Genomic DNA, 22,611 nt, shown 5'->3' with positions numbered 1-22,611 from the left:
CACGACCTCCATCGTGGATGCCTCGGCACGTGTTGCCACGCCAGTCATGTCCTGTGTCGCCGGGGCAGCGAGCTCAAACGAGAAATCCTGTCGCGGCAGTTATAGCAAGCCCCGGCGCGTGGGCGCCTAGGACATAGGTCATGCATACGCCACCGTCAGGTGGATGCGCGACCGCCCTTCCACGCTTTCCACTGGGCCAACCGTTGCTCGATATAGCGATCGTAGTCGGCTTCCGTACCCAGCATGGGCAGTGCTGCCGGCGCACTATCTTTCGCATCGGACACCGGCAGCTGCGACACCAGCTCGGCATAAACCTGCTGCAGATGCGATGGCGTACCCGCCGCGGGGTTGGTGCCCTTCGACGTGGGCACGGTCACGCCGGCGAGCGGATCGTCGGTACGCGGAGAGGCCAGACTCAGCGCCGCGGCCACATCAGGTGCAGCAGCGTCACGCGCCGTCAGCGGGGCTGCGTTCCAGCGTTTCTCGATGGTGCGCAGGATGGAGGTGTGATCGAACGGCATACTCCCGCCCGGCACCCGCAACACGGTGTCCGCGGGAATCAATGGCGAAATCAGCACGGTAGGCACGCGAGGACCGAATCGCTTGAAGTCGAAACCGTTCTGTCCGGCCGAGGCATCCGGCGGTACCGCAGTGGTGGGTGGTGGTACGTGGTCGTAGCAGCCGCCGTGCTCGTCATACGTAACGATCAGCAGCGTCTGGGCCCAGGCCGGGCCATGGCGCAACGCGTAGTACACGTCGTGAATCAGTTGCTCGCCCAGCGCCACATCGTAGTTGGGGTGTTGGCTGTTGCCACTGGAACCCCAGCTTGGCTCAAGAAACGTATACGCAGCGAGCGTGCCGTTGGCGGCGGCCGTCTGGAAGTCCGCAAACTTGCCGAAATGGGTGTCGGGTGCGCTGGTCAGATCGGGGAACGACATGCGCGTCAGCGGATCGGCGTTGTAGCCGCAGATCATCCATGACACGCCGAGCTTGCTCAGCGACGCATAAATGCTCGGCGCGGCAAACGTCTTGGTGCTGTCGTCCATATGTCCCAGCGAGGTACCTGCCTGCACGAACGCGCGATTGGGCAAGGTTTCGGTGGGTGCAGACCCGAACCAGTGATCACACACGGCATAGCCACGCGCCAGCGCCGACAGCACCGGCAACGTTTGCGGTGTGTGCATGCCCATGATGTCCGATGCCGTGGTACCCGGCACGATCGGCCATTTTTGGGCCGCCTCGCGCGTCAGAGCGGCAGCGAAGTTGGTGACGAACCCCGCATTGGTGGCCACGGGTGGCGTAGGCGGCGTGCTGGTTCCAAACAGCTGGAGGTTGGTCGCCGTGTAACCCTCGCCCGGGTCGGCGCCCGGCATGAAATACGTCGCCGTGGTACCCGGCTGGATGGGAAACACCGTCACTGCGGCCCCGCCACTGGCGCCCGGATTGGTTTCCTTGCCCGTGAGCCCCTCAAACGGTTGCCCGGTGGGCGAAACGTTGCCGCTATCGGCATAGAGATAGCCCAGCATGTGATCGAAAGACCGGTTCTCCAGCATCAACACCACGATGTGGTTGATGGCCGTCAACGGGTTGGCGCTTGCCTTGGACATGATTTCCGCCTTCTGCTCGCGAGAACTGGGGTCCATTTCGCCGGGTGGCATGTCGTCATTCGATCATGGGCGCGTGTCGCTGACGTGACCTGCCGCACAGCCCGGATGACGCACATAAAAAACGTCCGGCGTCAGTGGCTTATCCGAGGCACTGAAGTTTCCCGGCCCACCGCCGATAAAGCGCATACCACCCGGCCGATGGCTTTGGTTACCGCCGGGCACACCCTTTACGGTGGGAAACCTATGCTGCAATCGGCGCCGAACATCGCCTATCTCAAAGCTGCCTGGGCCGCTTTTGCGGGTATCAGCGGCACCAACGCCACGCAGAGCTACGAGGCGGCAGGGCTGAGCTTCACGCGCATCAACCACTCCACCCTGGTGCGCATGAACGACATTCAGGTTTCCACCATGCCGGTGCACTACACGCGCCACGAGCTGCGTGCGGGCTTCCTGGGCCGCATCGAGAACGAAGTGCGCAAGGCCGTGGCCGAGATGGAAGCCATACTGCTTCGCGACCTTGGTATTCCCTATGGCCATCAGCTGGTGATTGAGCAGGATGAATGCCTGCGTCTGTTGCGCCGCCGCGGCCACCGGTCGCTCACCATCCTGGTGAAGCCGGTCGACGGAGAGCCACTCGATACCGTGGCGACCATCGAGATGCGCGTGTTTCTCGATTCCCCGCGCGCCTGCCTGTTCGCCTGCCTCTCCGACGCACGGGACACCAGGCGCGTCGATGTATTGACTCACGCGCCCAAGCGCGCGCGCGTACCGCGTGCTGCCACCTACGCAGAACTGGCGCATCAGATGGCCGCCACCCTCAACAGCGCCCTGTCGCCCTACCTCGCCGAGCGCCTCGCCGCCTGAGCCCCACCGAGATCTCGTAGAGGTGGCGTGAAACGCCCGCCATCGCAGGCAGGGCGAACGCGTCGAATTCATCGCATCCCGTTCGTCGTCATAGTGAAGCCGCTCCACACAGCAAGAACAGCGCCGTGGGGAGAATGCCTTGTGTCCCCTCACCCGCTGCCGAGGTCACCACCATGAACGACATCGCCCAACTCATTCCTGCCGCCGAGCTCGTGCGCCGCAATGGCATGCGCTTTGATCGCGAAAGCGACGACTACCGCCGCGCCCGCGATGCCTTGCTCGCTGAGGAAATCGAGTTGCGCCGGCATATTGAGCGCGTGGCCGAGCAGCGTCGTGCGTTACCACCCGGCCCCACCGTGGAAGGCGACTACCGCTTCATGGGCGAAGACGGCCCGGTGGATTTTGCGGGACTGTTTGGCGATAAGCAGTCACTGGTCACCTACAGTTACATGTTCGGCCCGCAGCGCGAACGGCCTTGCCCCATGTGCACTTCGTTGCTCAGTGCGTGGGATGGCGAAGCACGGGACATCGAGCAGCGCGTGGCGCTGGCTGTCATCGCCCGCTCGCCCATCGAAAAACTGGTGGCCTTCAAGAAAGAACGCGGCTGGCGTCACCTCAAGCTGTATTCGGATCTCAACGGCCACTTCAGCCGCGACTATCACGCCACCGATGGCAACGGCAGTGATGACCCCGCGTTCAATGTATTCACCCGTCGTGATGGCGTCGCTCGCTTGTTCTGGGCAGGCGAAATGGGTTTCGCCACCGCCGACCCGGGACAGGATCCGCGCGGCGCGCCAGACCTCATGCCCATCTGGACCATTCTGGATTGCGTCCCCGAAGGGCGCGGCACCGACTGGTATCCCAGGCTCGACTACGGCCACTGACACCGGGTGGACTGGCGGGCTGCGTTACACGCAGCCCGCCATCACCATCACTCGCCCATCGTCTTAAGGCAATTGACCATCCAAGGCTTGCCGTAACGATCAGTCAGCATGCCGAAGCGATGCGCCCAGAACGTTTCGGCGATAGGCATCTGCACGCTGCCACCTTCGGCGAGTGCCTTGAAGATGCGATCGGCTTCGTCCGGCGTGGCGACATCCACGTTGACCATGCCGTTGTCGGTGCGTGTGTGCGGCGGGCCGTCTGCTCCCATCAAAATGCCCTGCCGTGTTTCCAGCTGTGAATGCATCACACGGTCACGCGCATCAGGCGGTGTGTCATTGGCCAAGGGGGATTCGCCAAAGGTCATACGCATGGTGACCTTGCCATGGAAAGCCCCGGCATAGAAGTCAAAGGCCTCCCTGCAGTTGCCATTGAAATTGAGGTACGGAATAAACCGCATAGCAGTGCTCCTCCAGAGTAAGAACAACGGGTAACCCAGGTCATCCATGACAACACGCCATGGACGTAACGCTTCGTGATAACGACGTACAGATGGCTTAAGGAAGCTCTGATCTATTCCCCATACCCGTCACCGCACGGTATGCGCGCATAGCGTGCGGCCCCAACGTTTTGAATTTAGATGCTGGGGTGACGCCCAGAAGGCCCGCAGGGCGTGCCACGCGGCTTGAACAGACGGCCAGTCTGCCCTGCGCCACGCAGCACACCCTGCGGGCCTTCTGGACGTCATGCCGGGTATGGGGAATAGATCAGAGCTTCCTTAAAAATCGACCCCGATGCCCGCATTCATCAGCAGTTTTTCTCCGGACCCGTTTTCGGCGTAGGCTTAAAGTCCTCATCGCCAGGAGGGTCGAACCATGTTCAAGCGCACGTGCAAGTCGCTAGTCCTGCTCCCTGCCCTGCTTTTATTTGCTGCCGCCGCTCAGGCGGCCGACACCAAGCCTCCTGCTGCGGAGGTTTCGCTGCAGCAGGCCGTCAACGGCAGCTGGCGCTCCGATGCCAACAAGGCGCGCGATGTGTACCGGCACCCCGTGGAAACCCTGCAATTTTTCGGCATCCAGCCGGGTATGACCGTCATCGAGCTGTCGCCGGGCGGTGGCTGGTATACCGAAATACTGGCACCTTACCTTGCAGCGCATGGCCAACTGATCGAAGCGGCGTCACCCAAAGCCGAAAAATTCAACGCCAAGCTCAAGAGCAATCCGGCGGTATTCGGCCACATCACCAAGGTCATTCCGTTCGCGCCACCTGACCAGGTAAATCTGGGCCCTGGCGGATCGGCCGATATGGTGCTGACCTTCCGCAACACCCACGACTGGCTGATCAACAGCCCGGACACACTCGCAGCCGTATTCAAGGCGTCCTACGACGTGCTCAAACCAGGCGGCGTTCTCGGCATTGAAGAACACCGTGCCAAACCCTTCTCCGACGGTCAGGCCACCGCCGGCGCACTGCACCGCATCTCCGAGGACTACATGATTTCGCAGGCGATCAAGGCGGGCTTCCGTCTGGCCGACGTCTCGCAGATCAACGCCAATCCGAAAGACCCTGAGGACATCAACATCCATCGCTTGCCGCCGGATTTATCAGGGCCTGAGAGCGAACATGCAGGGATGAAAGCGATCGGCGAGTCGGATCGCATGACCTTGAAATTCGTCAAACCCTAGTGCGATAGCTCCGCCGTCCAGCCATCCAAACCAAACGCCCGGTGACGAATCGGGCGTTGTTTTACGTGGATTTTCGGAAAATCGCGCCAGGCTCAGGTATCAATCCGTTTCCGGTTGTACAAGAATCCCCACCCGCTCACCCCCAAGATCCCGCTCATGTCGCATTACTCTGGCCCGCTACTCACCCGCCCTGTCGCCGATACGTTGCTGGCCAGGCGTGATGCCGGTGCGAGTGAATGGACGGGATCGCTGGATCTGGCCCGCACTCAAGGCAGCGCACTGCTTCACGCCGATAGCTGGGAGTGGAACGGACAGCACTATCCGTACCCTCACAAGCTGAAAGATCGCACGATCTACTATTGGGACGGCGACGAGTTCGTGGTGGTGTCGCGCTTTTCCGGATCCCTGATCAAGCTGGTGCCTACGGAATGGGGCGCTCCGACATTTGAGATCGACGGCATCAAGATGCTGCCGACGGCGAAGGAGTCGCCGTTTGAGGACGCGCGCCGCAAAGTGGCATTGGTGGAACCGCGCGGCAAGGTGCTGCTCGATACCTGCGGTGGCCTGGGCTACTTTGCTGCCTGCTGTCTGGAGGCGGGTGTGGGCCGCATCCACTCGTTCGAGAAGAATCCCGACGTGTTGTGGTTGCGTACGCTCAACCCATGGTCGCCGGATCCGGATGCACCTGATAGTGGCGGACGGCTGCAGCTGACGCATGCCGACGTGTCGGAGGCTATCGCGCAAATTCCTGACGCTTCAGTGGACGCTTTGCTGCACGATCCGCCGCGTTTTGGCATTGCCGGCGAGCTCTATTCGCAAGTGTTCTACAACCAGCTTGCGCGCGTGCTGCGTCGCGGCGGCCGCTTGTTCCATTACACCGGCAGCCCCAACAAACTCACCAGCGACCGCGACGTGCCCCGCGAAGTAGCCAGGCGGCTGGAAAAAGCGGGCTTCAAGGCAGAACTGGCGCTCGACGGGGTACTGGCGATACGCCGCTGACCGAAAGGTGTGTGAACCACCCCGCAACGAACCCGCTTGCAGTCCCCTTGGGCGCCGGGCAAGCTTCGCTGTTTAACCAACGCGGAGCGGTCATGTCCAAGCAAGAAACCATCATCCAGATCATGCCGGCTACCGGCTGGGTTGCCGTCTACGACGAAGCCGGCGAAGAAACCGCCGAGTCGCTGGTCTGCTTTGCCCTGGTGGAATCCGACGAAGCGGGCGGCAAGCGCCGCGACGTTCGTCCGATGCGCGCCGATGGCAAGCGCATCAGCTTTGCCGACGAAGCGGCCAACTTCCAACGCGTGGAAGAGCTTGCCGAATTCGAAGAGGACGAAGAAGAGGAAGACGAGGAAGAGGAAGACGGCGAGGAGTAATCTCGCTTCATCCCTTGAACTTGTTTGCCGCAGGCGGGTGCATTCGTGCCCCGCTTGCCGCACCGGCCAGGCACGATGCCCGCCACTTCATAACGCCATGTCTTCAATCGTCAGCCAGGATCTCTGGGTGATACCGATCAAGGCAGGCTCTTCGCGAGACGCCACCGGCTGAGTGGTGCTATGCCACGCTCGCACTATCGCGCGTGGTCAATCTCAGTCCGGCCAGCGCCACCTTGCATCGCCTCGTCGGGCAACCACACTCTTTCTCGCTCGGAGTGCTTGCGGTCAAGGTCATAACGGGCCTGTAGCGCCAGCCAGTACAGTGCACTGGTGCCAAATACGGCAGCCAGGCGCAGCGCGATCCCCGGGCTGATGGGACTTACGCGTTGACCTGATGCAATACGCCTGACACTGGCGATGGGGATGCCCGACATCCGCGCCAGTTGCGCGAGCGAAATGCCGCGCGCCCGAAGATAGTCCTGTTGAAGTACCTCGGCGGGCGAACGCACGGGGAGTGTACGTGTCACTTCCATCTGCGGATGCAGGGGTATCCATACGATCATGCAACTGATTTCCCTGTAAGTCGTGCTAAAGCCAGGGATCGGCGCCGATAGTGATCCCTATCGGCATATGCCCTGGCGATATGTCAGCCCATATCGGGTTGCGGCGCACGGCCGGAATGACCGTTACGCCATGCGGCGGTCACCGGGAAGGCGGCGGCGCGGGAGAGACCCTGAGGGTGCCTCCGTGGGAATTCGGCGAGCGCGTGGGTGCCGTATGATCCGGTGTAGCCATGATCAACTCCTAGCAAGCTGCTTATGGTCAGCGGGTCGCGTGAGCTGCAACTCACGCGATCCGCGTTACTTCACTGCGGTGCTGCAATGACCACCGGAAAGTAACCAGCCATCCCTCCGCTGTCTGTCAGAGGATGCCGCGCCACTTCATGCGCCGCCGTCCCGATTCGGGTCGCCTTTTCGAAAGTGGTCTCCGTTCCATGAGACGGTCACTCCTTGTACGTGTGGAAGCAACATCGACTAAATCGGCGTAGCTTCGAGCGTCCTCAGACCATCGATCACGGGCTGCAGCGCCGCACTGACGGCAGCGAGCAAACGATCGATGTCTTCCCGCGGCGCGTTGGCGTTGCAGGCCTGTTCAAGCTCGGCAGCAGACGCAGCCACATGCAAGGCGCCGATATTGCCCGCGGCGCCCCGCAGCGTGTGTGCGAGCCGCGATGCCGCCTTCTCGTCAGTGGCCTGCCTGGCCTCGTTGAACGCATTCGCGAAGTCGGCATACGTGTGCAAAAACATCGACAACAGACGCCCGTACAACGGCTCGATGTTGCCGCAAGTGGCCAACCCTGCTCGCTGGTCGATGCCCGGCAACTCGGGCATGCCAGTAGCTTTCGTGAGCTCCGTTGAAGGTAGCCCTTCACCCTGACGCTTCTTCGGATGGATCCAGCGCGCCATGGTGGCAAACATCGCATCCACATCCAGCGGTTTGGATATGTGGTCGTTCATGCCTGCCGCGATGGCTTTATCGCGATCGCCGGCCATGGCATCCGCCGTCATCGCAATGATCGGCAGATCAACCAGTGCCAGCTGATCCCGGATTGCGCGCGCGGCCGTGTAGCCATCCATGACCGGCATCTGGCCATCCATCAACACGCCATCGAAATGCGAATCTCGCATCAGCAGGTCCAGTGCCTCCTGCCCATCGCGCGCCAACACCGTCTCGATACCGGCACGACGCAACAGCTCAATGGCGAGCTCCTGATTCAGCTCGTTGTCCTCCACGAGCAACACGCGGCAGCCTACCAGCGATGCGACCACCCGATCGCGTTCGGCACGCTGAGGCGCCATCGATAGCGATGGCGCGCCTTCCTCGCTCAATGCCTGCCATACCGCTGTCGACAAGACATAAGGCGTCACTGGCTTGGCGAGCACACCATCGAGCCGCACGCCTTGCCGGTGCGCTTCTTCCAGCGCCTGCTCCCGGCCATAGGCGGTCACCATGATCACCGCTGGAATAGGTGCGCGTGGACTGGATTGAAGACGCCCCACGGTTTCGACACCATCCAGGCCAGCCATTTTCCAGTCCATCAGAAGGAGCTGGTACGGGTGACCCGCGCGCTGAGCATCGTCGATGCGCCGCAGTGCTTCTTCTCCGCCAGGGGCTACGTCCGCCTGAAGCCCGAGGCTGGCGATCATGAATGAAAGTATTTCGCGAGCCTCCGCACTGTCGTCAACCACCAGAACGCGCAATCCGCCAAGCCCTTCAAGATGCGCGAGGCGCGGCTGCCGATCACCCGGCTGCAGACCGAAGCGGGCGTGAAAGTGGAAAGTAGAACCTTGCTCTGGTTCGCTCTCTACCCAGAGTCGGCCGTCCATCAATTCGACCAGCCGCCGGGATATGGCCAGACCAAGCCCGGTGCCACCGTAACGCCGCGTGGTAGACGAGTCCGCCTGCACGAAGGATTCAAAGATGCGGCTGCACTGATCCTTGGTCATGCCGATGCCGGTGTCTTTCACCCAGAAGTGGAGTTCCGCGCCATCGTGCGTTACAGGCACGCGTTCGACGCCCACCACAATCGAGCCATGCTCGGTGAACTTCACCGCGTTGTTGCACAGGTTGAGCAAGATCTGGCCCAGGCGCAGCGGATCGCCGATGAGCCCCGCCGGCGTGTCGGAAGCCAGCCGGAACAGCAGCTCCAGCCCCTTCTCCTCCGCCTTGAAGCCCACCATGCTTGCCAGCTGATCGAGCACGTCCTCCAGCCAGAAATCGACACGCTCCATATGCATCTGGCCTGCCTCGATCTTCGAAAAATCGAGGATGTCGTTGATGATTCCCAACAGGTTGCCCGCCGAGCGATGAATTTTCTCAAGGTAACCGCGCTGTTTCGCCTCCGGCCCGGACTCCAGCGCAAGCTGGCTGATGCCAATGATGGCGTTCATGGGCGTGCGGATTTCGTGGCTCATGTTGGCCAGAAAATCACTCTTTGCCCTGGTGGCTTCTTCGGCAACGTCTCTGGCCCGTTGCACGGCATCTGCCGCCGCCTTGCGATCGGTCATGTCCACGGCCCAGGCAAGTGCACCCGATTCGCCGTCGTAATTGATCGGCAGATAAGTCACCAGCATGTCCCGCTCGCGGCCAGCCCGGTCGTACATCCTGACTTCGCGTTCGGCAACGATGCCGTCGGCTTCAAGGCTCGCCCAGATCTGTTCGCGCTCGCCCCGGTTGACGTACAAGTCGGTGGTCTCTTGCCCGGCACCGACGCCAAACATCTCGACAAATTTCGGATTGGCGAACCGCAGCCGCCCGCCGGTAGACACCGCAATGCCGATGGGACCGCTATCCAGAATGTACTGAAGCCGCTCTTCGCTCTTGAGGATGGCAGCCTCCAGGGCGCGCCGCTCACTGATGTCGCGCACCGATGCACACACGCATCGTCCGCGCCCTTCCAGATCGGGCAGAAACGACAGGCCGATTTCCACGGAAAACTCCCGGCCATCTTTTCGCACGCCATGCAGATCGGCGTTGCCACTGCCCATCTGCCGGCTGATGTCATGGTCGAAGAACTCACGGCGAAACAAAACGTGGCTGGCGCCAGCGGCGTACGGCACGAGACGCTCGACCGGCGTGCCGATCAGCTCGCCGCTTGCGTAACCGAAAATGGCCTCCAGCTTGGGGTTCACCAGCAGAATGCGGCCATCCTTGTCGACGATCAGGATGCCATCTGGCGCCGAGTCAATAATGCCCCGGTACCAGGCTTTGGCCGCAGCGATGGTTTCTTTTTGGGCTTCCAGCTCGATGGTCTGCTCTTTCAGATCGACCGCCTGTTGCGCGGTCAGTTCGGCCTGCCGGCTGGTCTCATGCAGAAGCTGCTGCGTGCACATGGCCCGCTCGAGAATCTCCATATTCATCGCCAACAACGGCACGAGTTCATCCAGCAACTCACGTTCACCTTCGGAGAGCGGCGCCAGCGTGGCCAGCTCCATCACGCCATACAGGCGATGGCCTCTCGCTACAGGCAACACCATGATCTCGGCCGGGGCACCCTCCCCCAGACCTGTGGTCACCCTCAGAAAGTCGGTAGCCGGTTGTTTCACCGACACGGCCAGGCGATCCACCGCACACTGCCCCACCAACCCCTCTCCCAATGAAATGGTGGCCTTTGCACCGCTGGCGGCATAGCCGCCACACCATTGCAATTGCTTTGCTGACTCCTCGTAGACATAGAAAACGCCCTGCCCCAATTGAATGAGTAGCGCCAGGGCCGAGAGGAAGCGCTGGGTCAGCTGGTCGGCGTCGCTCGCGGACTGCAGCGCGGCGGAGATGGACGCCACGTGGGTCTTCACCCAACGCTGCCTTGCCATATTTCTGGCTTCGTTCTGCAGGGTCACGATGCTACGGGCGAGCTCACCGGCTTCGTTCGGATAGTTGGTAAATGGCACGGTCGTATCGAGCGCGCCGGAGCTCAGCGCATCGAGTGCATGGCGCAGGTCCTCCGTCGGTCGCCTGATGGATTGACTGACCAGGCGCGCGAACAGCACACCCCCCATAACACCCAACACCAGCAGCCATATCGTGAGCTGCACGCCATGATGAAAGCGCACGGTTGCCGCTACGACTTCCTGATCAGCGCCGTCACGCTTCATCTGCTCCACACTGGCCAGCAGACCTTTCGCTGCCGCATCACTTCGCCGGAAGGCCGGCGAGGTCATGCTTGCGATGGCCGCATCCTGGGCGGCCGCCGATCCTGCGGCATTTCTGAGCTGCGTCTCGATGTCTTGCACCTGTTGCCAGTAACCGGCAAAGGCGAGCTCGAACGCCGCGAGTTTCTGCTCGATGTCGTCGCGGTAGATGAGAGGCCTCGCCTGCGCGATCTCCTGGTGCAGCACCGCTTCCGACGCCGCCAACTGACGCAATGCTTCGGCACGTTCGTCCAGACGATCGACCAGTACGGCCTCCCGCAGGTTTTGTCCGATATCGCCCAGCGCTGTCCTGGCCTCCTCCAGATGCACCAGCCCCAGCATGTCCTTCTGGTACAGGCTGTCCATCCGCTCCTTCTGCAGCCGCTGAACATTCAGGCCATACGCACCCAACAGCACCGCCAACAGCAACGCGCCGCCAAAGCCGATCTGGATTCGGCGGCGCAGCGGTAGTCGCACCAATCGCTCGAACAGGGCATTCATGCCAACAAGGCTCACCCGTCAGGAGGAACGAGACGCTACACGCCCAACCGTTCGTCTTGCGCGTGTACGTCAGCATCGGCAAAGCGCCTGGCAATCGCCTGAAACTCGCCCTGCAGCACCAGAAAGGCGTCGACAATATCGGGATCAAAGTCGATACCTCGCCCGTTCTTGATCAGCTGCATGGCCTGCTCGTGCGGCATGCCCTTCTTGTAGACCCTTCGGCTGATCAAGGCGTCGTAGACGTCAGCCACCGCCATCAAGCGGGCGGAAAGCGGAATGTCTTCTCCGGCTCGCCCCTCGGGATAACCCGTTCCGTTCCATCGTTCCTGATGGCAATAGGCCATTTCCTTGGCGAGCCGCAGGAAGGGAACATTGATGCCCAAATGATCCTCCGCATTCTGGATCGCATCACGGCCTATCGTGGTATGGGTCTTCATCACCTCAAACTCTTCCGGCGTCAGGCGCCCCTGCTTCAGAAGAATGCTGTCGGGAATACCGACCTTGCCGATATCGTGTAACGGTGCCGACTGGTACAGCAGGCGCCGCTTCTCCTCATCCAGCTCGCCCGCGAACCTGGGGTGATCCTTGAGATGATCCGCCAACACTTTCACGTAGTGCTGTGTGCGACGTATGTGATTGCCGGTCTCGTTATCCCGCGCCTCGGCCAGTGACGTCAGCGCGAGAATGGTCACTTCCTGCACGACCATCACCTCGTGCGTGCGGCGCGCCACTTCCTGTTCCAGATATTCGTTTTTGTCCCGGAGGAAATCCGAGACCGCTTTCAAACGAAGATGGGTGGCGACGCGCGCCATCAGCACAGGAGGATTGATGGGTTTGGTGACGTAGTCGACCGCACCAAGCACCAGCCCTCGCGTCTCGTCTTCTGTCGCGTTCAATGTGGTCAAAAAGATGACCGGGATGGCACGGGTTTCGAGTCGCGACTTGAGTTGCCTGCAGACCTCAAAACCCGAGATGCCTGGCATCACGACATCCAGCAGAATCAGATCGATCTTTTCAGGTGCCAGCGCGATGCGCAGCCCTTCTTCGCCGTCGGAAGCCGTCAGGACGTTATAGAGCGGCTTGAGCAACTCCGACAGAAGCATCCGGTTATCCGGACCATCGTCCACCACAAGTATCGTGGGACGCTTTGTAACGTCATTCGCCACCATGCCCACTCTCCTCGCGTGTCGCGTGCGTGAGTCGTGCTATCTGGAGCGCTGCGGATGTGATTGCTCCCAACAGTATATAAAGCGAATGACAAAGCGATACGGCTATGCGCGATACGGATTCAATCGTTCACGCGGAATTGACGTTTGTTCACTGGCCAGTCCCTGGCAACCCTGTGCCTCAAGCACGCTGTCTGAGCGAAACCTATGTTTCGCCGATGGCTCCATGACGCCTCACACAACTCCGCGCCCATCGGCATCGTTACCGTCTTCAGCGGTGTGGTGCATGAAGCGATTGCCGCCCACCTCAACGCCGCCGAGGCGGTTGTCCGCCTTGGGCAAGAACGGCGCACCGGGTCAGTCTGTGAAAGCGCGATCTTGGTGAGATGCAGGGATACGCCCTACCATGCCTGCCACGCCATCGTTGGAAAGGATCACCTATGTTGTCCGAGGACGAACTGGCCCTGCTCGCAGCGATTCGCGATAGCGGAAGTCTCTCCGGTGCAGCGGCACGTCTGGGCAAGGCGCCATCGACTATTTCGCATGCGGCACGTCAGTTAGAGGCACGGTTCGATGCCCTGCTGTTCGATCGCCGTCGCTACCGTCTGCAACTCACACCCGCTGGCCAGTTGCTGACCAAGGAAGCCATGCGGCTCAGCATGGACCTTGAGCGACTGACCCAACGCGTCAAGCAAGTAGCCAGTGGCTGGGAAGATCGTCTGTGGATCGTGACGGATGAAATCATTGAGTATGAGCTGCTGATGCCGGTGATCCGTGCCTTTGATGCGCTCCATTCCGGCGTCGCGCTACGCATCACGCATGAAGTACTGGGCGGCACATGGGAGGCACTACGCGACGGACGCGCGGACCTGGTGATCGGCGCGACCAACGAGCCACCCTCTACACCCAATCTTCGCTGGTTTGAACTGGGTGTTATCGAATGGGTTTTCGCTATCTCGCCGCGCCACCCGCTCGCCAAGGTCAAAGAGCCGCTGACGCGCGAGATGATTGCCGCCCACCGTTCGGTGGTGGTGGCGGACACCTCCCACCGGAACGAAGGCCGGGCCTATGGCGTCATCGGCGGCCAGACCACGCTCGCGGTGCCAAGCATCCGGGCCAAGGCGTTGACCCAGCGCGATGGACTCGGCGTTGGTTGGCTACCCCGCCAACGCGTCAGCGCCATGCTTGCCAGCGGTGAGCTGGTGCAACGCCGTGTGGCCGACCCCCGCGAGCCTAATGTTCTCTATGTGGCATGGCGCGGTGACCAGGAAGGGCGTGCACTTGCCTGGTGGCTCGAGCAATTGCGTCAACCGCGGCTGGCGAAACGCTTTATCCAGGGGCGAAACATCGTTGAGTAGCCGGGGGTGAGCCCTCCCGAACGACTGGCGCCAACACGTTCGATGAATTCGAACGTGAGCGCCAACGCGGTGGTAAGTCATTTCAGTGGCGAGGGATCAAGGTATGTCCATCACATGCCGCGGGCATGTGTCCCAACCTATCTGGAGATACCAACATGACACGTCTGACCAACAAAGTGGCGCTGGTGACCGGCGCCAGCTCGGGCATCGGCCGGGCAACCGCAAAGCTCTTCGCGAAAGAGGGTGCCAAGGTCGTTGTGGGTGCACGCCGCGAGTCTGAACTCCAAACGCTGGTGAAGGAAATTGAAGCGGACGGTGGCGTGGCCGTAGCGCTGGCGGGCGATGTCCGTTCGGAGGCTTACGCCAAAGCCCTGGTCGATCTTGCCGTGGCAAAGTTCGGGCAACTGGATGTGGCGTTCAACAACGCAGGCACCTTGGGCGAAGGTGGCGCCAGCACCGACGTCAGCGAAGAGGGCTGGAACCAGACGCTGGCCATCAACCTCACCGGCCCGTTTCTGGGCGCGAAGCACCAGATTGCCCAAATGCTCAAGAACGGCGGCGGCTCGGTGATCTTCACCTCCACCTTTGTCGGCTACTCCTTTGCCTTTCCCGGCACGGCAGCCTACGCAGCAAGCAAGGCTGGTCTGATCGGCCTTACCCAGGCGCTGGCTTCGGAGTTTGGCCCTCAGGGCGTGCGCGTCAATGCGGTGCTTCCCGGCGCCGTCGATACGGAGATGTACCGGGACAAGAACGACACGGAAGAGACCCGCACGTTCATCACCAACCTTCATGCGCTCAAGCGCGTCGCCACGCCCGAGGAACTTGCGCGCTCGGTACTCTACCTGGCATCCGACGATTCAGCGTTTGTGACCGGCACGGCCTCGCTTGTCGATGGCGGTGTCTCGATCACGCGAACCTGACGGCTATTGAGTGAACCCGCCCCTGGCCGCCTCGGCTGCCAGGGGATTCGATCCAGCGACGGGTGACCCCACCCTTCACGTCACGCGGAACGATGGAATCAAGGGCACGGATGACGAAGGGTGCCTGCTACTCGGGTTCATCCATCTCAATGCAGCGCGCGATTTTCCGGGCAGTCAGCGGCAGGACCTGAGATAATGGCTGATTGCCCATCCGCGCGCGGCCTCTTTATGCATATCGGCATCGACTTCGGCACCAGCTATTCGGCGGCGGCTGCCATCATCGACGGTGAACTCACCCTGGTTCGTTTCGGCGAGGCGGAGCAGTTCCGCACGGCCGTGTACTTTCCCGAACTCGTGCCCGACCCGAACGATTTCGAGCTGACGCCCGAGCTCGAGGCTCAGCTGGAGGCGCACATCCGCTCGGCCCGCACGGAATTACGCCGGCAGGCGGCGACAGGCGTGACGACTTCCCGTTCCGACGAGGAGCTGCGCCGCGACGCGTTGCGCGTGGTACGGCGCCAGTGGATGGAAGAACAGGCGCGCGCCGCCACCTCATCGGTCGCCAGCTTCCAGCACGCGCTGTTCGGCGAAGAAGCGGTGGAGGGTTATCTGGAAAGCGGCGGCGGCAACCTGATCGAATCGCCCAAATCCATGTTCGGCTATCGCCTGGATCCACAGGTGCGCAAGGTCATCGTGCATATCGCCACGCACATTCTTGAGCACATCCGCCTTACGGCGAGCCGCCAGTTCGGCCAGCCGGTGCGTGGCGCGGTGATTGGCCGCCCGGTCGAGTTTCGCAGCTCGATGGGGGCTGCCGGTTCCGAACAAGCGATCGAGATTCTGCGCGAAGCCGCGTCCGCTGCAGGTTTCGATGAAGTCAGCTTTCTGGAAGAACCCGCTGCCGCCGCGATGCACTATCACAAGAGTCTCGACGACCGGCAGCATGCGCTGATCGTGGACATTGGCGGCGGCACCACCGACGTCACTCACGCGGAACTGGGTGGCGATGCGTCGCCGCTGATCGCGCGCAACTGGGGCCTGCCCAAGGGCGGCACGGATCTGGATGTGGGCGTGAGCCTGCACAGTTTCATGCCGCTGATGGGCAAGGACATCGTGCGCATACCGCAGCATCAATTTGTAGAAGCAGCCAGCGTGCACAACCTGCCCAAGCAGCGCGAGTTCCGCAAACAGAACTATCGCCTCGTTGCAGCACCTTATGGCCCGCGACTGCGCGCCCTGCAGGAGCTGGGCGCGACCACGCGCCTTAACCAGGCCGCCGAACGCACCAAGATCAGGCTGAGCGCTGACGCAATCCATCGCGCCGAGCTGAATTTCATCGAGCACGGTCTGGTAGTGGATGCGAGCCGCGATGATCTCGACACAGCGATTGAGCCGTTTCTCACGCAATTGGAGCGCACGCTGACCGTGGTGCGCGACGACCTGCCTGCCCTGCCCGCCAGCGTGTTCCTTACCGGCGGCACATCACGCTCACCGCAAGTAAAGGCCCGGGTGGCCGCCTGTTTCCCGGAGATTCCTCTGGTCCATGGCGATCCTTCGCTGGGCGTGGTGTCCGGCCTGGCGGTCGCGGCGAGCGAGACGGTCTACTAGGGCCTGTTCACACTATCCGTGTAGCCCGCGTTGCTTGTGCGTGGCCGTCAGGTGGTAGTGCGTGGCGCAGGCCTGGCTGGCTGCCAGGTCAAGCCGCGCGCTGCCGCATGGCGGCCACGCACAAGCAACCCGTAGGGCCGGGTCTTTTTGCCCGCCATCCCGCGTCATCGCTCGGTCGTGTATCGACATACAGTCCCTCACTCTTCCTTGTCTGGCGGGCAAAAAGCTCCCGGCGCGGGCCACACGGATAGTGTGAACAGGCCCCAATCACTACGAACGATCCAAACCCGCCGCACAGAGCGAGTGGGCCAAAAGTCACCCCATGACTTCTCACAGGCGGCACCCCTGCAACGGCCCCGTAGGCTGCGCGACACCTCACTTCACGCGCGATAGGGTGACCTCACATGGATCGTCGCAAGCGCAGTCGCAGCACCGCCTTCGTATTGAGCAGCCTGGCATTCGCCATAGCCACATCGGCCCTCGCCACGGATGTACCTCGTGATGGTGAGACCATACCCGGAAGCGCGCATGAAGGATGCGCCAACCTGGATGTTCACGCCTGCGTCGAACAGGCCATGGCAGCCATGGGCGGCCATCAGCAGCTGACCAGCATCGCCAACGTGCATTACCAGACCACCGGACACGTGGCACTCACAGAGCAGTCGTACCGGCAGCAGCCTTTCATCACCGCGTATGAGCGCGATGAGCTAACCCTGGATTTCGCGAGGCAACGCCTGCTGAGCTTCGCGACCGTCACCTGGCCCGAATCCGATCCGCACCAGTTTGAATCAACGCAAACATTGGTCGCCACACCACAGGGCGGCGTCAATCGTGCGGAGAAGGCTGACCGCCCCTGCTCACTGGCAGATCTGGACGCCACCCGCGACGCATTGGCCCTTGGGCCCGAACGATTGCTTCTCACGGCAGCGGCCGCACCTGATCTGCACTATGCGCCCTCGCAATGGCTGCGCGGTACACCGCACGCGGTAGTGGCATTCACATGGCAAGGTGTACCCATCCGCGTGCTGCTCAATGGCTATAACCATTTACCCGATGCCATGGAGAGCACGCGCACGTTCAACGACTTTTGGTTTGCCTGGGGCGATGTCCACCAGCGCGTGTATTTTGACAACTGGCATCTGTTCCAGGGCCTGTTGTTGCCGACCACCATCGTCGAGCAACGTAATGGCATCGACTGGCGTTCGACTCAACTACTTGACGCCACGTTCAACGACAAACTGGATGATCAGCGATTCGCCATGGATGCGGACGCAGCATCCAAAAGCGCGCAATCCAAGGGGTGGAACCGCAGTTTTAGCGACAAGGCCCGCTCGGAACTGGCGCCAGGCGTGCAGCTCTACCAAGGTGCGTGGAACACCACGCTGATCAAGCAGGATGATGGCGTACTGGTGCTCGAGGCCCCGATTTCGCCTTCCTACACACAGGGCATTCTCACCAAGGCGCGCAGCGAATACCCCAACCAGCCGATCAAGGGCGTACTCACTACCTCCGACTCCTGGCCACATCTGGCCGGCGTGCGCGAGGCAGTCGCCGAAGGCATGACGGTGTACGCACTCGACCTTAACCGGCCGCTGCTTGAGCGCCAGATATCAGCGCCACACCACTTGCGCCCCGATGCGTTGCAACAGCATCCGAAAGCACCGCACTGGATCGACGTGGCCGGCAAACTGGAAGTGGGCCATGGCAGCAATCGCGTCGTGCTCTATCCGCTGCGCGGCGCCTCTACCGAGCGCCAGTACATGGTGTATTTCCCTGAGCACCACCTGCTTTATGCCAGCGATACGCTCGCCCTGAACCCCGACCACAGCCTGTACGACCCGCAACTCATGCACGAAGTCGTGCAGGCGGTGGAACGCGAACAGCTGAAGGTGGACACGGTGTACGCCATGCACGAGGGTCCCACGCCATGGAGTGACGTGGTGAAGCTCGTCGACGCGGCAGGCCGGTAGCACGCCCTGGCGATTGCTGTCAGGTGGCAGCGTGATGGTAGTGATGCATATGAGCGCTACCCTCACGCAGCAGCTGCTCGAAATCACGTGCCACGGCGGCATTACTGAAATGCTCCGCGATATAGGTGCGCGCCGCCGAACCCATCGAATTGCAGCGCGCTTCATCGCACAGGGCCAGGATGCGATCGCGCCAGGCGGGGATATTGCCGGGCTCGATCAAATAACCCGTCACGCCATCCAACATGGTTTCAGGGATACCACCGATATTGCTGCCAAGTACCGGCACGCCGCAGGCTTCGGCCTCGATGGCGACGCGACCAAACGTCTCCGGCTCCACGGACGGAAACGCAAGGAATGAGAACGCGCAGTGGTAGCGGGCGGTATCGGCCACCCAGCCCGTGAAATGATGACGGGTGGACATGCCACTCCGGTCCGCCATCCCATGCAATACATGCTCTTCGGGGCCATTGCCCACCCAGAGCGCCTGCAGTTTCGGTTGCACCGCCATGGCCTCATTCACGGCTTCCATCAATTGAGTGACGCCCTTGCCGCCATGCATGCGCCCTACAAAGCCCATGACCACAGCGTCATCGTCGATACCGAACTCGCGCCTTACCTGGGCGCGGCGTTGCGGGTCAGGCCTGAAGGCCGCCATGTCGACCGGGTTATAAGAAATGCTGACGCGTTCCGCTGGAACACCCCACGCCAGATAGGTATTACGTGCATATTCGGACACGGCAATAAAGCGCTGCGCCAGGCGAGGCACGCCGTACTCGGACAGCTTGCTCATGCGTGGATGGCGATGCCGAAACAGCGCCACAGGCGTGTGCGTAAGACGGCTACACGCGATAAGCGGCCAGTACTCTTTTCCGAAATTGCCGACCAGCCAGTCGGGGGAAAATCTCCCAATACGCTGCAACACCGTCTTGTAGCCGCGCACATCGTAGACATTGCGAAAGGTGCTGTAGTACGCAGGAAGGTGGGCCGCTTCTACGCCTTTGCCAATCAACCCTTTCCTGGACACCACGCACTCGACCTGGTGACCGGCCTCCGCCATGGCACGCGCCAGTGCGACGAAGTGCGTGGCAGCGCCCGTGTTTTCCGGATTGGTACCGACAAAGAGTAGCTTCATGACCGCTGATCTTCGTAACCGGTGAGTACCTTGGCCGCCACCTGCGGCAACAGGTGATGGCGCGCCACCTGGATGCGCGGAAGCCGCCAGAAATCGGTAGCGGGACCCGCGGAGGCGCGGCCTCGATGCGTTGTGGTCGCCGCTGCGAAGCCAGCGTTACGCGTCGCCTCGACGGCACGCTCATCGCAATCACCGTACGGATAGCAGAACTGCGTGACGGCGATGCCGAGGCGATCTTCCAGCTCCGCCCGGGAGCCGCCAATTTCATCAACCTGCTGCTGATCGGTACATTGACTAAGGCGCACGTGCGTACGCGTGTGCGCACCAATTTCCATACCGGCGTCGTGCCACGACCGCAACTGCTCGGTCGTCATCAGCGGTTTGCGTATACCGAGTTTCTCGTCATCCCACGCGTTGTACTGACCGATGCGGCCACTGACGACATAGCATGTCGCCGTGAAGCCATAGCGCTGCAGAATGGGCGCCGCCGATTCCAGGTTATCGACATAACCATCGTCAAGCGTAACCACCGCGACCTTGCCCTGCTGTTCACCCCGTAGATAAGGCATGGCATCGCCCATCGATACGCCGCGATAGCCCAATGTGCGCAGCAAGCCCATCTGCCGCGCAAACGACGCAGGCGACACATAGAGGCTGCGATAGACGCTGATGCCAGACGGCACTCGAGCGATGTTGTGATACATCAAAATCGGTATCTTCACGAAGCGCCCCAAAACCCTGATCGCGACCCGGATGCCAACCATCGTACGCCGCCATAGCTTGCGCAAAGATGCATGCAGCGCCGTTTCACCACGTTTTTTCCTATCTCTTCACGCTTTATTGAACAAACACGGCGCGAAGCTGACGCACGACTTACATCGTGGTGCGTACCTGACGCACTCCTGACGTAAAGATGGGCGCGAAGCGCCGGATAGCCATCCAAAAGTGGCGGACGTATGTCGCCCAAGAAGCGCCTTCAAAGACGTCCGGAGGGGCGGTTCGCGCTGAAGTTTTTACACGTTCTATATGGCGAAGCCGATCCGCCGCATCGCTTCTTTACGTGGGCGCTCCGCACAATGGCGGCATGAAGACGATGACAAGCACCCTATGGCGCCCACTGCCTGTGCGGGGCCTCTGCATGGTGGCGGCGGCCCTGCTGTTTGCATTCTCGGTGTACGAGCTCTTGCTCCATCCCCATGCTGATAACGGCACATGGCGAGGGCTGGCACTAAGTTCGCTCTATCTCGTGATGTGCCTGACGCAACGACGCCTGTTCGCCATGAGCAAGCGCTCACATCTACGCATCGGGCCGCGGTAGCCGCAATGCGGCATCCCCTGATGACCCGACGCGCATAGCGGGGACCACGATGTCCAGAAGGCTTGCAGCCGGAGACCGCAGGTCGGATAAGCGGGCAGCGATCGCGTGCCTGCGGCTCCGGTTGCAAACCTTCTGGACAACGAAGTCCACAGCTTTTCCAAGGGGCGCATCATGGGCGCCTGGGCGATGAAACACTGCCCTAGCACTGTGTTGTCCCGTCAGTCGAGCAATGTGTACGGGCCGCCGCGTTCAAGCGCACGGCGATACGCAGGCCGTTTGTGAATGCGCTCCACAAAGGCAGCAATGTGCGGCAGCTTCGCATTCATGCCGCTGCGGGCCATGGCCGCTTCCAGCGGAAAACTCATCTGGATATCCGCAGCGCTGAATTCGCCACCGACGAACCAGCCGGTAGCGGCCAGTTCGTTGTTGATATAACCAAGGTGCAAGGCCAGCTGAGGATCGACAAAGCTCCGCTGAAGCGTCGTCGCAATCTTGCGTGCAATCGGCTTGGCGAAGAACGGCATCGGCGCATTGGCGATGCGCGACGCCACCAGCTTCAGCAACAGCGGCGGCATGGCAGAGCCTTCCGCGTAATGGAGCCAGTACGTGAAGCGCTGCCGCTCAGGCATGCCGGACAACGGCGCGAGGCGCCCGGTGTCGTAGCGATCCACCAGGTATTCGATGATGGCGCCAGACTCCGCCAGCACCTGCCCCTCGTCCTCGACCACTGGCGACTTGCCCAGCGGATGGATCGCCCGCAACTCCGGCGGCGCCAGCAGGGTCTTCGGGTCGCGCTGGTATCGACGGATCCCGTACGGCACACCGAGCTCTTCCAGCAACCAGAGCACACGCTGGGATCGCGAGTTGTTGAGGTGGTGGACGATAAGCATGCGGCACCGGGTCGGCAGGAGTCAGCCGAGGCTAGCACGGTGCGGTGCTGGCGAGGTTTCAGCGGGATGCGTGGATAGGCAGGGTAGCGGCGAGCACCCGCCCCTCACCCCAGCCCTCTCCCCGGAGGGGAGAGGGAGAAGTGGAGTGCCTCGCAAAATACCCAAAGCGCCAGCAAAGAGGACGCGAAGCGACGTTCGGCTTTAAGCCCTCTACGCGAAGGCGCGTTGCGAAGCGCCTGGAAGTACCCGCTGTGTAGCGGCGGAGGTTGCCAAGCAACAACGCGCCTCGAGCGTTCGGGCTTATTCCTGCGCAATGCTGCCAGCTCCTAAGGCCATTTTCTTTGGGTTACTTTTCTTTTGGGCCAGCAAAAGAAAAGTGACTCGAGCGTCGGCAGACGATCGAAACGCCCGCCGCGTAGGCGGCACGCTGGCAGGAACGCCAAATCAAGAGCGAAAGTCACTGGATGACTCGCTACGCTCGCCCCTTCGGGGCCGCCCTACGGGCGTTCTGCGCGCTTCGCGCTTGTCCTGCCTTCGCAGGGATGACGGTGAGGGGATTGAACGCTACCGCGAGCACCCACCCCTCACCCCAACCCTCTCCCCGAAGGGGAGAGGGAGAAAACGCGCGAGCGCTTTGGGTGGAGAG

Annotated in this window: 17 protein-coding genes; 9 read left to right on the top strand and 8 right to left on the bottom strand. The window is 61.7% G+C overall.

Annotation, left to right across the window (positions count from 1 at the left end; genetic code table 11):
* Positions 1 to 155: 155 nt before the first annotated feature.
* Positions 156 to 1,607: an alkaline phosphatase family protein gene (locus OQE56_RS08110; protein WP_267223250.1), complete on the bottom strand. Its 1,452-nt coding sequence runs from the start codon at positions 1,605 to 1,607 to the stop codon at positions 156 to 158.
* A 243-nt stretch (positions 1,608 to 1,850) separates the two neighbouring features.
* Between OQE56_RS08110 and OQE56_RS08105 the strand changes: the two genes are divergently transcribed.
* Together OQE56_RS08105 and OQE56_RS08100 are read left to right on the top strand one after the other, a co-directional pair.
* Positions 1,851 to 2,471: a hypothetical protein gene (locus OQE56_RS08105; RefSeq protein ID WP_267223248.1), complete on the top strand. Its 621-nt coding sequence runs from the start codon at positions 1,851 to 1,853 to the stop codon at positions 2,469 to 2,471.
* A gap of 173 nt (positions 2,472 to 2,644) precedes the next feature.
* Positions 2,645 to 3,355: a DUF899 family protein gene (locus OQE56_RS08100; RefSeq protein WP_267223247.1), complete on the top strand. Its 711-nt coding sequence runs from the start codon at positions 2,645 to 2,647 to the stop codon at positions 3,353 to 3,355.
* Between the two features lie 47 nt (positions 3,356 to 3,402).
* Here the strand turns inward: OQE56_RS08100 and OQE56_RS08095 are convergent, their stop codons facing one another.
* Positions 3,403 to 3,813, bottom strand: a complete 411-nt coding sequence (locus OQE56_RS08095) for a VOC family protein (protein ID WP_267223244.1) — start codon at positions 3,811 to 3,813, stop codon at positions 3,403 to 3,405.
* A 415-nt stretch (positions 3,814 to 4,228) separates the two neighbouring features.
* Between OQE56_RS08095 and OQE56_RS08090 the strand changes: the two genes are divergently transcribed.
* The 3 genes from OQE56_RS08090 to OQE56_RS08080 all read left to right on the top strand — a co-directional run bounded on the left by OQE56_RS08090 (position 4,229) and on the right by OQE56_RS08080 (position 6,411).
* Positions 4,229 to 5,038 carry a class I SAM-dependent methyltransferase gene (locus tag OQE56_RS08090; protein WP_267223243.1) on the top strand — a complete coding sequence of 270 codons (810 nt, stop codon included), beginning with the start codon at positions 4,229 to 4,231 and terminating at the stop codon, positions 5,036 to 5,038.
* Positions 5,039 to 5,194: 156 nt separating this feature from the next.
* Positions 5,195 to 6,037, top strand: coding sequence for a class I SAM-dependent methyltransferase (locus tag OQE56_RS08085; RefSeq protein WP_267223240.1), 843 nt, complete (start codon positions 5,195 to 5,197; stop codon positions 6,035 to 6,037).
* Positions 6,038 to 6,129: 92 nt separating this feature from the next.
* Positions 6,130 to 6,411, top strand: a complete 282-nt coding sequence (locus OQE56_RS08080) for a hypothetical protein (RefSeq protein ID WP_267223238.1) — start codon at positions 6,130 to 6,132, stop codon at positions 6,409 to 6,411.
* Between the two features lie 194 nt (positions 6,412 to 6,605).
* On the opposite strand, the gene OQE56_RS08075 is transcribed toward OQE56_RS08080, so the two are convergent.
* The 3 genes from OQE56_RS08075 to OQE56_RS08065 form a co-directional block, all read right to left on the bottom strand.
* Positions 6,606 to 6,974 (bottom strand): HigA family addiction module antitoxin, encoded by a 369-nt coding sequence (locus OQE56_RS08075; RefSeq protein ID WP_267223235.1) that lies wholly within the window; start codon positions 6,972 to 6,974, stop codon positions 6,606 to 6,608.
* 471 nt (positions 6,975 to 7,445) lie between these two features.
* Positions 7,446 to 11,603 (bottom strand): response regulator, encoded by a 4,158-nt coding sequence (locus OQE56_RS08070; RefSeq protein ID WP_267223234.1) that lies wholly within the window; start codon positions 11,601 to 11,603, stop codon positions 7,446 to 7,448.
* Between the two features lie 35 nt (positions 11,604 to 11,638).
* Positions 11,639 to 12,772, bottom strand: a complete 1,134-nt coding sequence (locus OQE56_RS08065) for a response regulator (RefSeq protein WP_267223232.1) — start codon at positions 12,770 to 12,772, stop codon at positions 11,639 to 11,641.
* 437 nt (positions 12,773 to 13,209) lie between these two features.
* Here OQE56_RS08065 and OQE56_RS08060 point away from each other — a divergent pair, with 437 nt between their 5' ends.
* The 4 genes from OQE56_RS08060 (at position 13,210) to OQE56_RS08045 (ending at position 18,625) form a co-directional block, all read left to right on the top strand.
* Positions 13,210 to 14,127 carry a LysR family transcriptional regulator gene (locus OQE56_RS08060; protein WP_267223230.1) on the top strand — a complete coding sequence of 306 codons (918 nt, stop codon included), beginning with the start codon at positions 13,210 to 13,212 and terminating at the stop codon, positions 14,125 to 14,127.
* 155 nt (positions 14,128 to 14,282) lie between these two features.
* Positions 14,283 to 15,047: an SDR family oxidoreductase gene (locus OQE56_RS08055; RefSeq protein ID WP_267223228.1), complete on the top strand. Its 765-nt coding sequence runs from the start codon at positions 14,283 to 14,285 to the stop codon at positions 15,045 to 15,047.
* A gap of 228 nt (positions 15,048 to 15,275) precedes the next feature.
* On the top strand, positions 15,276 to 16,655 hold the full coding sequence (locus OQE56_RS08050; protein WP_267223227.1) for an Hsp70 family protein: 1,380 nt from the start codon (positions 15,276 to 15,278) through the stop codon (positions 16,653 to 16,655).
* Positions 16,656 to 17,059: 404 nt separating this feature from the next.
* On the top strand, positions 17,060 to 18,625 hold the full coding sequence (locus tag OQE56_RS08045) for an MBL fold metallo-hydrolase (RefSeq protein WP_267223225.1): 1,566 nt from the start codon (positions 17,060 to 17,062) through the stop codon (positions 18,623 to 18,625).
* 19 nt (positions 18,626 to 18,644) lie between these two features.
* Here OQE56_RS08045 and OQE56_RS08040 read toward each other — a convergent pair whose 3' ends face one another.
* From OQE56_RS08040 to OQE56_RS08030, 3 genes are all read right to left on the bottom strand, one after another.
* Positions 18,645 to 19,757 (bottom strand): glycosyltransferase family 4 protein, encoded by a 1,113-nt coding sequence (locus OQE56_RS08040; protein WP_267223224.1) that lies wholly within the window; start codon positions 19,755 to 19,757, stop codon positions 18,645 to 18,647.
* Positions 19,754 to 20,461 carry a polysaccharide deacetylase family protein gene (locus OQE56_RS08035; RefSeq protein WP_267223421.1) on the bottom strand — a complete coding sequence of 236 codons (708 nt, stop codon included), beginning with the start codon at positions 20,459 to 20,461 and terminating at the stop codon, positions 19,754 to 19,756. Before OQE56_RS08035 ends, OQE56_RS08040 begins: the two co-directional genes overlap by 4 nt.
* Positions 20,462 to 21,293: 832 nt before the next feature.
* Positions 21,294 to 21,965: a glutathione S-transferase gene (locus OQE56_RS08030; protein WP_267223223.1), complete on the bottom strand. Its 672-nt coding sequence runs from the start codon at positions 21,963 to 21,965 to the stop codon at positions 21,294 to 21,296.
* Positions 21,966 to 22,611 lie beyond the last annotated feature (646 nt).

It is taken from the genome of Dyella silvae, assembly GCF_026421305.1.
Lineage (GTDB): Bacteria > Pseudomonadota > Gammaproteobacteria > Xanthomonadales > Rhodanobacteraceae > Dyella > Dyella silvae.
Note: the sequence above shows the minus strand (reverse complement) of the source record. Positions and strands in the feature narration are given on the sequence as shown.